Source organism: Bradyrhizobium ontarionense (assembly GCF_021088345.1).
Taxonomy (GTDB): Bacteria; Pseudomonadota; Alphaproteobacteria; order Rhizobiales; family Xanthobacteraceae; genus Bradyrhizobium; species Bradyrhizobium ontarionense.
The window spans coordinates 2,918,250-2,932,765 of sequence record NZ_CP088156.1; the positions used below are offsets into that span (position 1 = coordinate 2,918,250).

The 14,516-nt window shown below is 66.2% G+C and carries 15 protein-coding genes and 1 tRNA gene; 9 read left to right on the forward strand and 7 right to left on the reverse strand.

What is annotated here, in order from left to right:
* Positions 1-979: 979 nt before the first annotated feature.
* Positions 980-1,054: transfer RNA gene (locus LQG66_RS13165), tRNA-Gln, on the reverse strand.
* 289 nt (positions 1,055-1,343) lie between these two features.
* On the opposite strand from LQG66_RS13165, the gene LQG66_RS13170 reads away from it, so the two are divergent.
* Complete coding sequence (locus LQG66_RS13170) at positions 1,344-3,122, forward strand: acyl-CoA dehydrogenase family protein (RefSeq protein ID WP_231326643.1); 1,779 nt, start codon at positions 1,344-1,346, stop codon at positions 3,120-3,122.
* Positions 3,123-4,144: 1,022 nt separating this feature from the next.
* A complete protein-coding gene (locus LQG66_RS13175; RefSeq protein ID WP_231326644.1) occupies positions 4,145-5,824 on the forward strand; it encodes an FAD-binding oxidoreductase in 1,680 nt (559 codons plus the stop codon).
* 168 nt (positions 5,825-5,992) lie between these two features.
* On the opposite strand, the gene LQG66_RS13180 is transcribed toward LQG66_RS13175, so the two are convergent.
* From LQG66_RS13180 to LQG66_RS13195, 4 genes are all read right to left on the reverse strand, one after another.
* Positions 5,993-6,451, reverse strand: a complete 459-nt coding sequence (locus LQG66_RS13180) for a hypothetical protein (protein ID WP_231326645.1) — start codon at positions 6,449-6,451, stop codon at positions 5,993-5,995.
* A 30-nt stretch (positions 6,452-6,481) separates the two neighbouring features.
* A complete protein-coding gene (locus LQG66_RS13185) occupies positions 6,482-7,174 on the reverse strand; it encodes a phytanoyl-CoA dioxygenase family protein (protein ID WP_231326646.1) in 693 nt (230 codons plus the stop codon).
* A gap of 738 nt (positions 7,175-7,912) precedes the next feature.
* Positions 7,913-8,317, reverse strand: a complete 405-nt coding sequence (locus LQG66_RS13190) for a nuclear transport factor 2 family protein (protein WP_231326647.1) — start codon at positions 8,315-8,317, stop codon at positions 7,913-7,915.
* Between the two features lie 218 nt (positions 8,318-8,535).
* Positions 8,536-8,751: a hypothetical protein gene (locus LQG66_RS13195; RefSeq protein ID WP_231326648.1), complete on the reverse strand. Its 216-nt coding sequence runs from the start codon at positions 8,749-8,751 to the stop codon at positions 8,536-8,538.
* Positions 8,752-8,834: 83 nt separating this feature from the next.
* Between LQG66_RS13195 and LQG66_RS13200 the strand changes: the two genes are divergently transcribed.
* The 3 genes from LQG66_RS13200 (at position 8,835) to LQG66_RS13210 (ending at position 10,474) form a co-directional block, all read left to right on the forward strand.
* Positions 8,835-9,128 (forward strand): HdeA/HdeB family chaperone, encoded by a 294-nt coding sequence (locus LQG66_RS13200; RefSeq protein ID WP_231326649.1) that lies wholly within the window; start codon positions 8,835-8,837, stop codon positions 9,126-9,128.
* A 406-nt stretch (positions 9,129-9,534) separates the two neighbouring features.
* Complete coding sequence (locus LQG66_RS13205; RefSeq protein ID WP_231326650.1) at positions 9,535-9,906, forward strand: hypothetical protein; 372 nt, start codon at positions 9,535-9,537, stop codon at positions 9,904-9,906.
* Positions 9,907-10,216: 310 nt separating this feature from the next.
* Positions 10,217-10,474, forward strand: a complete 258-nt coding sequence (locus tag LQG66_RS13210; RefSeq protein ID WP_231326651.1) for a hypothetical protein — start codon at positions 10,217-10,219, stop codon at positions 10,472-10,474.
* 347 nt (positions 10,475-10,821) lie between these two features.
* On the opposite strand, the gene LQG66_RS13215 is transcribed toward LQG66_RS13210, so the two are convergent.
* On the reverse strand, positions 10,822-12,090 hold the full coding sequence (locus LQG66_RS13215; protein ID WP_231326652.1) for a DUF892 family protein: 1,269 nt from the start codon (positions 12,088-12,090) through the stop codon (positions 10,822-10,824).
* A gap of 303 nt (positions 12,091-12,393) precedes the next feature.
* Between LQG66_RS13215 and LQG66_RS13220 the strand changes: the two genes are divergently transcribed.
* On the forward strand, positions 12,394-12,894 hold the full coding sequence (locus LQG66_RS13220) for a hypothetical protein (RefSeq protein ID WP_231326653.1): 501 nt from the start codon (positions 12,394-12,396) through the stop codon (positions 12,892-12,894).
* Complete coding sequence (locus tag LQG66_RS13225) at positions 12,894-13,271, forward strand: hypothetical protein (RefSeq protein ID WP_231326654.1); 378 nt, start codon at positions 12,894-12,896, stop codon at positions 13,269-13,271. The genes LQG66_RS13220 and LQG66_RS13225 overlap by 1 nt, the downstream gene beginning before the upstream one ends.
* A gap of 203 nt (positions 13,272-13,474) precedes the next feature.
* On the opposite strand, the gene LQG66_RS13230 is transcribed toward LQG66_RS13225, so the two are convergent.
* Positions 13,475-13,630 (reverse strand): hypothetical protein, encoded by a 156-nt coding sequence (locus LQG66_RS13230; RefSeq protein WP_231326655.1) that lies wholly within the window; start codon positions 13,628-13,630, stop codon positions 13,475-13,477.
* Here LQG66_RS13230 and LQG66_RS13235 point away from each other — a divergent pair.
* Both LQG66_RS13235 and LQG66_RS13240 read left to right on the forward strand, forming a co-directional pair.
* Positions 13,620-13,784, forward strand: a complete 165-nt coding sequence (locus LQG66_RS13235) for a hypothetical protein (RefSeq protein ID WP_231326656.1) — start codon at positions 13,620-13,622, stop codon at positions 13,782-13,784. The two genes, LQG66_RS13230 and LQG66_RS13235, sit on opposite strands and share 11 nt — an antisense overlap.
* A 167-nt stretch (positions 13,785-13,951) precedes the next feature.
* Positions 13,952-14,368 carry a hypothetical protein gene (locus tag LQG66_RS13240; protein WP_231326657.1) on the forward strand — a complete coding sequence of 139 codons (417 nt, stop codon included), beginning with the start codon at positions 13,952-13,954 and terminating at the stop codon, positions 14,366-14,368.
* The last annotated feature ends 148 nt before the right edge of the window (positions 14,369-14,516 follow it).

A 14,516-nucleotide genomic window follows, 5' to 3' on the forward strand; every position in this document is an offset into this window, starting at 1 on the left:
AAGAGGCAGCCAACCGCCGACCGGTCGATCGCATGGGGCCAAAAAAGCTCCGCTATCACAATCCCGACATTGAAGATTTAAGTAATGATATCATCGTGTTGCGTATGAGGTACCAAGTTGTATCTGAGATTTCATAACTGAGATCTGAGCAACCGGTCGTTCGCTCAGCGAATGGGATGGAGGGGGATCAGAGAGGTTGAGGACGACACGCGTTGCTTGGCGCTGAGCCAATCTCGTTGATGAAATCCCCAGCGGTGCTGGCCAATCGATCCACAAGTCGCGGCCTCAGAGAATGTCGCACCCAACGATCGACCAGTCCCTCGTTGCCCGCACCTCTGGCTCTGCCGCGGGCGAGCGTACTGGGACAGAGCGAGCTTCTATCGTGGGCGGTCCTTGCGCAGGCCCGGGCCAGTTGAGTACTTCAAACAGACCCCGGGACTTGGATGTCGCCAGCGCCTTCGCCAATTTCAAGTTCAGCGCCGACCAGCACCGCGACTTTGTAGTTTTCTACTAAGTGCTGCTCAGTTTGGCATCTCTATTGAATTTCACCGCGTCAGGTCGAAAGCCTCAGGTGCTTTTCCCGTCCCTGCTTCGCCAGCGCGGCACATTCGGCATTTCCAGAAGCATGCGTCGCTGTTTCCACCCGGTGCCGTCAGCAAGATCTTCGATCATCGCCAACAGCCCTACACACAGTCGTTGCTCGCTTCCATCCCGTCCGGCTCCGCCGGCCGCGCGTCGCTGTCGCTGCCAGGAAACCGAACTTACGGAGGGACAGGGCCGCGCCCTATCGGCACACCGCACAAGGGAAAGCGCCGGCTACGCCAAGCGCACAGCACCACGCATCCTTGCGGCAACACGCAAACGGCGAGCCCACGTTTTGGCGAACACAACGCAAACAGAGTTTCAGAATGCAGCGTCTGGCGAGTTTCAGAACAACAAGATCGTGAAAATATAAGATACTGACTTCGCTCCAGAAATCTGGCTGGGGCGGGAGGGATCGAACCTCCGAATGGCGGAATCAAAATCCGCTGCCTTACCGCTTGGCTACGCCCCATCAGGCAGGCCGGATCGGGCCGGCGCGCGGGCGCCATGCGATTCCGGATCGGCGCCCGTGGTCTACAGACCGCGCCCGCCCATTTCAACCGCCGCGCCGCGGGAATTTTGCAAGCCGCTCCGGTGATCCGCCGTTCCCGCCAATTCGTCAATCCCGGCAAGCCTTTATCCCTCCCGGCCCGGGCCGCCGCGGCGCCCCGCTGCGGAAACACCCGAAAAAGTTGAGGCCCGGCCGGTTTCATGGGATGACGGCGGCCAAGCCGACAACGTTCGACCCTCGAGGACACGCCATGACCTATCGCGCCCCGCTCAACGACATGCTGCTCGCCCTCAACCATGGCGCCGGGCTGAAGGCGGCGGTCGAGGCCGGCCATTACGGCGATTTCGACCCCGACATCACCACCGCCGTGCTCGAGGAGGCCGGCAAGTTCGCCGCCGACGTGCTGGCGCCGCTCAACCAGGTCGGCGACAGGAACGGCGTCAAGCTCGCCGACAGACAAGTGACGACCGCGCCGGGCTGGCCGGATGCCTACAAGCGCTGGACCGAGGCCGGCTGGAACGCGGTGTCCGGTTCCGAGGCGCATGGCGGCCAGGGCCTGCCGCTCGCCATCAACGCCGCCTGCACCGAAGTGTGGAGCGCGGCCAACGTCGCCTTCGGCCTGTGCCCGCTGCTGACGCTGTCCGCGATCGAGGCGCTCGACGCCCACGGCAGCGACGCGCTGAAGGACATCTATCTCGCCAAGCTGATCTCCGGCGAATGGACCGGCACCATGCAGCTGACCGAGCCGCAGGCCGGCTCCGACGTCGGCGCCTTGCGCACCCGCGCCGAGCGCGCCGCCGACGGCAGCTATCGCATCACCGGCGCCAAGATCTTCATCACCTATGGCGACCACGACATGACCGACAACATCGTGCATTTCGTGCTCGCGCGGCTGCCGGATGCGCCCGCCGGCACCAAGGGAATATCGCTGTTTCTCATTCCCAAGTTCCTCGTCAACGAAGACGGCTCGCTGGGCGCCCGCAACGACATTTACGCCACCGGCATCGAGCACAAGCTCGGCATGCACGCCTCGCCGACCTGCACCATGACCATGGGCGACGAGGGCGGCGCCATCGGCTATCTGATCGGCGAAGAGAATGCCGGCATGCGCTGCATGTTCACGATGATGAACCAGGCGCGGCTCGGCGTCGGCCTCGAAGGCGTCGGCGTCGCTGATCGCGCCTATCAGCAGGCGCTTAGCTACGCGCAGGAGCGCAAGCAGGGCCGCGCGATCGGCAGCAAGGGCACCGGCTCGGACGCGATCATCGCCCATCCCGACGTCAAGCGCATGCTGATGCAGATGCGCGTCCTGACCGCCGCCGCGCGCACGATCTGCTACGCGACCGCCGTGGCGCTCGACGTCGCGGTGCGCGCCAAGGATGCAGGCGTGCGCGCCGAGGCCGCGGCGCGCGGCGCGCTGCTGACGCCGATCGCGAAGGCGTTCTCCACCGACATCGGCAACGAGGTCGCCTATCTCGGCGTCCAGATCCATGGCGGCATGGGCTTCATCGAGGAGACCGGCGCCGCGCAGCATTATCGCGACGCCCGCATCACCGCGATCTACGAGGGCACCAACGGCATCCAGGCAATCGACCTCGTCACCCGCAAGCTCGGCGCCAATGGCGGCGCCTCGGTGTTCAAGCTGCTCGACGAGCTCACCGACATCGTCCGCCGCGTCGAGACCTCGAACGATCCGGCGTTCGTCACCACCGGCGCCAAGCTGCGCGACGCGCTGGGTGCGCTCGACCGTTCCAGCCGCTGGCTGCTGGAAAAGCTGGCGACAGCGCCGAACGACGCGCTCGCCGGCGCCACGCCCTATCTGCGCCTGTTCGGCTCGGCGCTCGGCGGCTGCATGCTGGCCAACGAGGCGCTGGCGGCGCGCAGCGAGAACGAGACCGAGGGCGCCCGTCACGTCGCGCTGGCGCGCTTCTTCGCCGAGACGTTTGCGGTACAGGCGCCGTCCCTGGAAAAGACCGTCACCGACGGCGCCGACGCCGTGCTCGCCGCGGAGGCCGTGCTGGTGGCGTGAGCGGCGCCTTACGGCCGCGCAAGCGGTGTGATGAGGCACGCGCGACAGTAATGGACGTGAAGCGCGAGCTGTCTCTCCCCCCATCATGGTCGTACCCCGCGCAGGCGGGGCACCCAGTACGCCGCGGCGTCTCGATAGCTCACTGCCGCCTCTGGAAAACTGGATCGTCCGCCTGCGCGGACGATGGCAGCTGAGTTTGTGGCACTCAGCCTGTCCACACTCCGTCATTGCGAGGCGCCCTTGCGCCGAAGCAATCCAGACTGCCTCCTCAGAGACACCCTGGATTGCTTCGCTGCGCTCGCAATGACGCCCGTGGCGGTCACTGATCCACCATCTCAAACAGCGTTGGGGCTGAGCCAGGCGTGAACATTGCGTTCTCGCGACGCGCTCCGCGCCCGAGCTATGCTCGAAGTCCCGCCCTCATCAGGTGGAGGGCGCAGGGAAGGCCGGGCGCTGGCCGCGCCCGTGGCCCGCCTGCAGAAAAAAAGCAGGCGGCAGTCACCACAGGTCTGGCCGAAACACCCGGCCCTCCCCGCGCGACGGTTTTAACAGGCTATAGCGCGCTCTCCCTGGTGCGCCGGGCTTTCTGGCCACCATCCCCTGCGCGAAGCGAAGCTTCGTCGCAACGTTGATACTAGCGTCGGAGTATCAGGACCACACGCCTTCACCGTCCGCGGTCGGCCGTTCGTCCGTGCTAACAGCACCGCGCCCGCCCGCGTCCATCGCATTCCATTGCCAACGTCCGTGACGACCGCGAACCGTCCCCTACCGTGCAACGAAACGAGCGGGACAATAAGCCTGATTTGGGGGAGGCGGAAAGCGATTTATGTTTTTCAGAAGCTCTTGACAGGGTTTGGCCGGGGCGGACCGATTTGCCCGTCGGGTCGCGGCCAATCGGCCGGCATCTCGATCGCACCCGAACACACATTCAATCACAGGTTGACGATAGGGCGAAGAGTTGCTTCGCTCACCTCGCGTTCGGCGCGCGCCACGCGGGCAAGCGAAGCAGCAGGGAGGCGGTCATGGAAGCCCACGGACTATTGAAGCGGCGGACAACCGCCGGCGGATCGATCGCCAGCCTGCTTGCATCGACCGGCCGGCCGGCCGCGCAGGCAAGGTCCGAATTCGTGGCCGTCGCAGGGGCTGCCGCCGGGACCGACCTGCTGGTGCTCGAGCCGAACAGTCCGCAATTCGTCGGGCTCACCCAGGGTTTCAATCGGCGCTGGCTGGCGCCGAACTGCGCGGTGATCTTCGTCCCGCTGACCGAGCAAGGCGCACAGATCGCGCTCGCCAAGGCGGTCGGCTTCGGTCCCGGCCATGTCCGGGTGCGCGGCGGCGGCCACTGCTACGAGGATTTCGTTTTCAGCGAGCAGACGCTGGCCCTCATCGACGTCAGCCTGCTCGACGAGATCGGCTTCGACGCGCAACAGGGGGTCTACTATGCCCAGAGCGGCGGCACCAATTGGGACCTCTACCGGAGGCTCTATTGGCACTTCGGCCTCACTCTGCCGGCCGGGTCCTGCTACTCCGTCGGCCTCGGCGGACACATCTGCGGCGGCGGTTATGGCCTGATGTCGCGGGAATTCGGCTTGACCGTCGACTGGCTGAGCGGCGTTCACGTCGTGACGGTCGACCGCAACCGCAACACCGTGTTCAAGCGCGTCAACCGGCAAAGCGCGCCGGGTCCGGACCAGGATCTGTTCTGGGCGCATACGGGCGGCGGCGGCGGCAATTTCGGCCTGATCACGCGTTATGAGTTCGCCACGCTTCCGAAGGCGCCGCAGCGCGCGGAAATCTACACCATGAGCTGGAGCTGGGCTGATACCATCGTGCCGCAAGGCGGCGCGGCCTATCTCAAGCAGATCATCGCCAGCTTCGAGGTGTTGACGCGGACTATGCCGCCGTCGGCGTTCGCGCTGCTGAAACTCGCGCACGAGGCGGCCGGCGCCGTCTCGCTGGTCGTCCAATACGCCTATGACGGCGCGCCGGGATCGTCGACGATCCTGCCGCTGCTCGAAGCCACGCTGAACCAGTTCGGCATCTACGCCGCCGCGACCCCGCATCGCGGCACGCTCATCGGTCATCCCGTCTATCTCGCGAACGCCATCCCGTATCAGGACCTGACCTGGTTCGAGGCGGTCCAGACCCTCAACGGGTCCGGCCCGAACCAGAAGGGCAAGTACAAGTCGGCCTATATGCGCAAGGATTTTCCCGATGATCAGATCGCCACCATCTATCGCTACCTGAGGCACTACCCCACGGAAGCCGGCGGCGAACCGATCGACATGTCGCAATCGCTGCTGCAGGTCGACAGCTACGGCGGCAAGATCAACACCGTCGCCCCGCATGCCACCGCCGTGTGGCAGCGAAGCTCGCTGTTCAAGCTGCAGTACCAGACCTATTGGCAGGACGTGGAGAGTGGCCCAAGCCCGAACGGCGAAGCGCACATCCGCTGGATCGGCGACTTCTACCGCGACATGTACGCCGCCTCTGGCGGCGTCCCCGACCCCGCGAAGGACCCTTCGAACAATGTCGACGGTTGCTACATCAACTATCCCGACACCGACCTCAACCAGTACGGCGGTCGCGAGGGCGCGCTCAGACTCTACTACGGCGGCAACCTGCCACGTCTGACCCAGGCCAAGACGGAGTGGGATCCGCTCGACTATTTCCAGAACAACCAATCGATCGTCGCGGCGTAATGGCGCGTGCGGGCAGCTGAGCCGGATCGGATGGCGCTTCTCAGCGAGGGACTCACGACGATACTGAAGCCGAGGTAAGATCCGCGGCGGCGGGAAGGCGGCCAACCCGCTGAGCTTTCGCGCCTGGAAATGACGGATTGGCTTCGCTGATCCGCCCCACTCGGTGCCTCACCGGCTGCGCTTTGCGCGGCACAGATCCCGCAGCCTGTCGCCATAGAAAGCACGCCAGCCGGCATCTCTGATCCTGTCGCGATAGTCCTCGATCTTCGCGAGAACCGGGCGGTCGGCGCAGATTCGATACGTGCCGGCGCGCTCCATCTCCGCGAAGACCTGCAACGCGTCGCGATAGTCGAGATCGTTGTCCGTCGTATCCAGGCTTGCCAGGATCAGCCGAAGCATCGGCTCTCCGTCACGCGCCAGGACAGATGCCAGTCCGATCATCGGCGGGTGGACCACCTGATTGGCGTATTTGAACATGCGCCACTTCCGCTCGCGCGAATAGCTCGCAAGCAACTCGGCTCTGTCGCTAGGGCCGTGGCTGAGAAACTCCGCCTGCTCCGTCGTCTGACAGCCCACCAGCGACACCGCCACGATCCCACCAAACAACGCTGCGCGCATCCGTCTCATGGCAGGCCACCCTCTACGTCCATGCCAGCCTCACACCCCCATCCAAGCCAATCCGCCCGGCAGCTCATCGGCGGCGAAGTCGATCTGCAGCACGCGGCGGTGGCCGGGCCGCGCTGATGGCTCGGAGGCGTGCAGGATCGGCGTCGCGTAGAGCCAGATGTCGCCCACGTCGGCGCAGCACACCGCCGTGCCGCAGCGCGCGACGACAGCGGGCACCTCGGCTTCCGCGATGCGGCCGAGGCGGTGCGAGCCGGGCGCGATCAGCAGCGGCGCGTTGCCGTCCGGCACGGCGTCGAGATGCACGCGCAGGGTGACCATGCGCGCGAGGACCTCATAAGGCGGCGCGACGTGCTGCAGGCCGCCCTTGATGGTCCAGGGACCGAAGCCGGCGACCTCGACGCGCTCGCGCACCACGACGGTCCGATCCTGATGCCACGGGACCGCCCAGTTCGCTGCCGTGGTCTTGTCGAAATAGACCGCACGCACCGGCCGCGCACCCTCGCCGAGAACAGCGCCGGCCGCTTGGCCGACCGGGCCGTGATTGGCCAGGAACGGCATCAGCGCCGCGATGCCCTGCAGGCGCTTGCCCGCCTGCTCCGGCGCATGGCCGCTCAGCGCGGCTTCGAGCTCGCGCAGGGCGGCCGCATCGAGCGCCGCGGCGAGGTGCAGCGCGCCGGCTTGCGTGAATTGTGTTCGTTGCTGGGGAGAGATCGCGAGGGTCATGCGCGCGGAAGACTAGAGCGAATGATCGGCACTTGGCAATCAACGCGAACCTTGCCCGCGTGAGCGCGCCTTGCGCCGTCGCACACGCGCAAAGGCGCAAAGGCGCAAGCGACACGCGGGCGGCGGTCCCGGATGTCGCCATCATGAACGCATGATCCCATGATCCTGCTCGCATGACATCAGGCATCGCAGTGGCAGGACAGGGACGACGTCTCGCTTCGCGGAGTCATCGAGCACCCGGACAGGGCCCCGCTGGGCAGCGTCGCCGACGTCAAGCGGCAACTCGCCGCGGCCTTTCCCGGCGTCGAATTCACCTATAACGCCGAGGAGACGGTCCAAGCAAAGGCAGCGCGCCAGACCACGCCGCTGCCGCTGCGGATCTGGCTGTTCCTGTTCGGCGTCGACGGTCGCTATCCCAACTACACGGGGGAGTTCACCGGCGATCGGGGCGGCATCGTCCAATTCCATTTCGAAGCCGGCGAACCGGTCCGGCGGATCAGCGCCACCAGCTACGGCCGCACCAGCGGATTGGACGACAACTTTCAGGAGTTGGCGCGACGCACCGGCTGGGTCGTTCGCTATCCGCGGTTCTAGCGGCAGGCAGCGCGCGTGAGCGATGCGAGGGACAACAATGGCAAGGCTGCGGCGGGGCAGCCGAAGGCGCGCCCCACCGTTCTCGTTCGCTCCCGAAAATGACCGACTACGCGTTCGCCGATCTGCAGCGCAGCGCTCACCCCGCTACGACACCATGGTCCTGATGAGCGCGGTGTCGGCAAACTCGATCAGTTCGACGATCTTCCCGTCCTGGAATCGGAAGAGATCCATGATCTCGGTGTCCCGCGTCATGTTCGTAGGACGGCTTCGCACGGTGAGCCGGGACCGCACGGCGACGCGGTCTTGATCCACCAGCTCGGTCAGGATGTCTCGCCGCACGAACTGGAACGTATCGATGAGCTTGGCCGCGGCCTGTTTGACCTCGGAGTGTCCACACATGCACCCCACCATTTCGCTGGCGCTCTGGTCGCCAGCCAGCGTGAACACGACATCCGGATGACACTCTGCCATCAGGTCGTCCAGCAACCCGGCGTCGCGCGCCTTGTACGCGCGTCTCACCTGCTCAAGGAGTACTTCGCGATTTTCCATCGACACCTCCCAAAGTTCAGCACGACGAACTTAGCCGGCCCGCGATCTACTTGCAATTGAGTCCGGCTCGAACTTCGCCTTTCTCCGTTCCCCCATACCTCTGCGGTATGAAAGACAGAATGTTCAGACGCGTCGGCCGCCGCGAAGCATTGCGGCGCCGCAATCAATTGTTATGAGTTCGGGTCAAGGCATCGCCGTGCGGTGGCGCCCCCCGAACTTCACCGGCCCAGCCGCTCCAGCCAACCCGGCAGCTCGTCTGCAGCGAAGGCGACCTGGAGCAGGCTGCGGCGGCTGGCCCGCATTGGTGGTTCTGACGCCTGCAGGATTTGCCTCGCATACCGCTGGTTGTCGCGCGACTCACCGCCGCTGTCCTTGACATCTGCAGTCGATCCCGCCAGTTCTATCTCACCCGGTTCCAGCGCGACCATGGTCACGCAGTTCGCTCTCATTTCGCGAAGGCATCGGGAAGGCTCTGCATAGTTCGTCGTTTTTCATCATAGTCATTCGGAGAAAGCATATGAAATCTGTCGTTGCGACGCTGTTTGCCGCTGCCTTGATGCTGTCGTCCGCGCCGGCGTCGGCCGTCGTTCTCGATCTCTCGACCATGAGCTGCAAGCAGTTCGTCGAAAGCGGCGATGACGGCATCAAGATGGTGCTGATCTGGCTCGACGGCTGGTACAAGGGCGACCAGGATGAGGCCATCTTCGACACCGAGGTGTTCGTCGAGAATGCCAAGAAGTTCGGCAAGTACTGCGCCGAGCATCCGACGGTCAGCATCGTCACCGCCGCGGAAAAGATCCTCGGCAATTAGGCTGGTCATCGTCTTCGAGCTGGCCGCAGCCGTCCCCCGCCCCCGCGGCGATCTCGGCAACTGTCCTGTGGCCCGCGTGAGCGTCAGCGACACGCGGGACCGCTGTCCCGGATATCGCCGTGAGCGGTGCCTTAGGCCCCGCGCACGGCTCGTCCGGGCTACAAGTGCAGCGCATCCGAAGGTGCCGTCGTTCCGGGACGGACGAGGCGCCGCGCAGCGAAGCTGTGACGCCGAGACGCGAGCCCGGCGACAGGCTCACGTCACCCGGTCTTAACCCCGCGTTAAGACAGCGGCGCTCGGACATACTCAGACGCAATTCGCGACGCCAGCTCCGACCGGCATCTGCGTTGAAGAAGCGAGCCGAGCGAGCGCGCGCGGCCCCGTCCCTTCTTCACGCGAGAGTCCCATGTCGATCAGCTCCGTCAGTACGCCCGTCGCCGCCACCTCCTCCCAGGCCACCACGGCCACGCAATCCACCTCGTCGACCTCGCAGACCTCATCGTCGTCTGCCGCAAGCTCGGCCGGCAGCACGTCGGAGAGCGCCTCCGGCGGCGGCGGCTCGTCGTCGAGCAAGACCGTGGTGAGCGAGGTCTCGATCACGCTCGACGGCATCACCACCACGACCATCACCTATTCCGACGGCTCGTCCGAGGTGACCAAGACCGCCGCCCATTCGGACGACAGCAGCAAGGGCGCGCAGACCTACAACGCGCAGGGCGCGACCAACACCGCAGCGACCGTCAGCGCAAGCGCGTCGAGCCAGGGCGTGAAGGCCTGAGACGTTCCAACCACCGGCCGCCCAAGCGCGCGAGCTGACGATCGTCCGCCGATCGCTTCGCCGACTGCGCGATAGTAGGACCTCGCGGCAGGTTCCGCTCCCGGAACCTGCTTGGCGTCAACACGAGTTCGTCGCATCGACACCGCCGCGCGGCTCGGCCGCGGCTGTCAGCGAGGTGCAGCGACGGCGCCGGGTGACGCTGAGGAGCAACAGTGCGCGCGAGATGTCGCGCGCAGCGGCATTGTTAATTTGCGCCGTCGGCCCGAGTCTGCCCTGTTGGCAAACAGCTGCGACAATGGGGAGGACAGCGATGTTGCGGGGCGTGATCGGCGCGGGACTGCTGATGCTGGCGATGGGTTCAGGGCTGCAGGCGGCGAGCGAACCAGGGTCGAGCGAGCGGATGTCCTGCTCGGAGGTTCGCTACTACGTGGAGAAATACACGGCCGAGGTCGCCGAGACGTATGCGCGCAGCCGCGGCGCCACCGACGCCCAGATCAGCCGGGCGCGGCGATGCCTGACGGCCACGCATTTCCGGAGGGCGGAGCGGTGGCGCAGCTATACCGAATGAGACGGCAGCCGTGCCAGAGGGCGGCTTGTTCGTTGTTGATCGCAGCCCCCTCCACCGTCATTCCGGGGCGCCCGTAGGGCGAGCCCGGAATCCGTAGCCACGATGTCCATGGGGGGCGAGCAGTCGGCCGCGCGAGCTCTCGCCCGGCCATAAGGCCTGTGGTTATAAATTCCGGGCCCATTCGCGCTGCTTCAAACGGCTACGCCGTTTGCGCGCGAATGCCCCGGAATGACGTCGGGTAAAGAGCGTGCACTCGCAGGGCGGGTCAGCCGAAGGCGTAGCCCGCCGCGCCCGCGAGGACAAAGGGCGGATTACGCTGCGCTGATCCGCCCTACGCATACGCCCCCTCACCCCTGCTCGATCGCGGCCGGCATCTTGGCGACGGACATCAGCGAGCGGGCGACCTGGTTGAGGAGCTGGTCGGCGTTCTCCTCCTCGGCCAGGGACTTCGACAGCAGCGCGACGACAGCGCTGTGGCGGAGCTGCTGGGCGAGGTTGCGCGCGGTGGTGTAGCCCGACATCTCGTAATGCTCGACGCGCTGCGCGGCGCCGATCAGCGCGAGATCCGCGGCGGCATCCTCCTTGTCCTCGCTCTGGGTCATGATCTCCTGGCCCTCCTCGATGAGGCCCATCATGCCCTTGCAGGGCTTTGCGCGCGGCGTCTTGCCGAGCAGCTCGAAGCATTCGTTGATGCGCTCGATCTGCGCCTCGGTCTCGATCAGATGCTGCTCGAACAATTCGCACAGCTGATCGAAGCGCGCGGCCTCGGCCATCTTCGGCAGCGCCTTGGTGAGCTGCTTCTCGGCGTGCAGGATGTCGCGCAGCTCGTCCATGAGCAGATCGCTCAGGCCGGACTCATCGGCCGGCGGCGAGCTCTCGGTCACGATCGATGACGCAGCTCCAGGCTCGCCGGCCTGAATGGCCGGAGACTCCGTGAAGACCCAGTCGCCGCCCTCGTTCCACGGTCCGCGGGTGTCGATTTCACCATGATCGCCTGAGCCGGTGGAATCATTGAAGAACTGATCGACCAGCCCGGGCGTCGGCGCGAGGCGGCCGATGCTGAAGGCCGGCTTGCCCATGCTCTCCAGCGCCAGCGCAAACGCCTTCATGTGCGTGATCTCGCGCGTCATCAGGAACTGCAGCGCGTCCCTGGTGCCGGCATCGTCGGTGAAATTAATCAGCCGCTCATAGACGATCTTGGCGCGCGCTTCGGCGGCGATGTTGCTGCGCAGGTCGACGTCGAGCTCGCCGGTGATCTTCAGATAGTCGGCGGTCCAGGCATTGCCCTGCGAGTTGAACAGGTTCACGCCGCCACCACCGGCAATCGCGATCAAGGGATCGGCCTCGGCGGCCTCGCGATCGAACTTCGACGGCTTCAGATGCAGGCGCGCCAGCGTGCCGACGACTTCGAGATGGCTCAGCTCCTCGGTGCCGATGTCCATCAGCAGATCCTTGCGATCTGGATCCTCGCAGTTGAGGCCCTGGATCGAGTACTGCATGGCGGCGGCGAGCTCGCCATTGGCGCCCCCGAACTGCTCGAGCAGCATGTTGCCGAAGCGCGGATCGGGCTCGTCGACGCGAACGGTGAACATCAGCTTCTTGACGTGGTGATACATGAGGGCCTCGGGAGGTTGGAAATGCAGCTATGCTCCGAACGGCCGGTGCATCCGGTTGTTCCTTACCTCCGCATGCGGACCAGTCGGGCTTCGCGGCGTCCTCAGCGTTGCGGACCATTCGCTTTGGCACCCCCGCCCTGTGCACGTTGATACGCACTGCGCAGCCCGTGGCGTGCAGGTCCGGTGGAACAGCGCACGGGGAACCCGCCGCTGTGATTACCGCTGGACATCCTGTGGCAGCACAGCAACTGCCTCTTGCTAAGGTTTTCCCTGCTCGCCTAAGCTGTTCCGCTGGAGAGTAAGATGTTGATGCGAACACCAGCCAGGGAGAAGCCCGGTCTCGGCGAGCGACTTCGCCGGGTCATCGAGCGACTCCGTGACCACGCAACATCGCTCACGCCTGCATCGCTCACGAGCACAGCCGCGGCCCGCAGGCACGCCTACCATGTCGTCGACGACGAGCCGGACGACAACAACATGGACGTCGCGCTGGCGGCGCTGATCGAGTCGATCGAACGGCCGCCGGCGACGCCGCCGCGCTTCCCGAGCCTGGCGCGGGTGACGACGTCGCGCCACGCGCCGCATATCCCGGTCTATGAGCGGCCGCCGCATTTCGACATCGAGCCGCGCCATGTCGAGGCGGAGCCGCGGCGGAGCTCCTACGACGAGCCCCCCGATCGGCCGGCGCAGGAGGACGAGCTGTCGGAGCTGCGCAAGGATCTGATGAGCGTCATCTCGGCGCGGCTCGGATCGCCCGACGATCATCTGGCGACGATCAGGACCCTGCTGAGGTCGGTGAAGTAATGTGGGGCCGCAGCAACATCGGCAAGACCGTCGAGGAGCTGACGGACCATCTGCGGCTGGTCGATCACGTGCGCGCGCTGCAGGAAGGCCAGAAGGAGATCGCGGAAGCGATCAGGGCGGTCAGTCAGCGCCTGACCTCGGTCGAAGCCGAGTTCAGGATCCTCAAGGCAGAGACCCAGCGCGACGCATTGCGCGAGGTGCAGCAGGCCGTGCATGCGGTCCAGGGCTCGGTTCATGACGAGCTGACGCGCATGGCGACGCGGCTGGTGGTGCTGGAGCAGGCGCTGCGCAGCGACGTCGGCCGGCCGCAGGCGCCGCCGGCCGGCAGCCCGCGCGGCGCAGGCGGTCCTCTTCCGCGTCCGGACGGCACGCGCTGAGACCGGCCCGATCGCGCATCACGCAGTTCTCCCCTGCCCCGCGCCTGTCAGCCATGCAGCGAACGCGGGACCGGCATTAGGATATCGTTAACCCGGCGGCGCGAGCGTAGCTGCGGACCTCACGCACGAGGCCAGGGCGACGACAGTCCCGTCGCAAGGGGTGCGGACTTCAGCACCAGATCCGGCGCCAGCCCGCATCGGCCTCATCTTCGAGCGAGGCGCGCCATGCCCATCAATGCCATCGACTCCGTCACGACGACGTCGGCGACACCGGCCACGCGGGCAATATCGCTGACCGGATCGAGTTCCGGAGGCCACACGTCGCCCATCCCGTCGGCGAGCAGAACCGTGATCAGCAAGGTCTCGATCACGGTCGCCGGCGAGATCATCACCACAACCACCTATTCGGACGGCACCACCGCGGTGACGACCTCGACGGCATCGTCGCGCGGCCAGGGGCTGCAGACATACACCGCAAAGGGCACGCTCAGCGGCGGACGCATTGCGGCGTGAGCCGGCACGCGTCGCCGGCAGCAGGTCGTCGCCGCGCAGCGGCCGCGCGACTATCGTGAACGGCCGCTTGCATCGCGCGGGCGCCGACCCGCGAGACTGCGTCCCGGGAACCGGACTCCACCGCCATCCGTTGCTATGATCGCAGCCTGACTGGATCGATGATGCCGATGGGCCTACTCCCGACAATCTCCCGCCGTGCCGGCCGAGGCGGACGACGCACCGCGGCGGCCGTGCTCGCACTCGCGCTGCTCGCCGCGCCGGTGCAGGCCCAGGACAGCGGCGTCAGCGGCATTCCGCCCGGCCCCGCCAACCAGAACGGGCTGAACGGCTCGATCGCCGACCCCTCCGGGATCGGCAACGCCGCGCGGATGCCGCCGCTGCCGCGCCCCGATCCCGTTCCGGTGACGCCGAGCTATCCGAGCGGCCCGCCCGGCTCGCTGTCCTCGCCGCAGCTCCGCTATGTCAGACCCTACGTCCCGGAGCGGCTGTCGAAGCGCGACCGGCAGCGGCTCGAGCGCGCCCGCGTCAGGGAGAACGACCGGCTGCTGCGCCGCGGCGCCGTCAGCATCTGCCGGGGCTGTTGAGGCGCGCCACGCTCGCGCCATCGATGTTGCACACCCGTCGTCAACCATGACCGCAGCGGCCACGCCTGCGACCACAGGCGCCGCCGGCCTTGCACGCAGCGGCTGCTTCCGTGCTTGGCGCGATCGGCGGATGATGTAGGCTGACGGC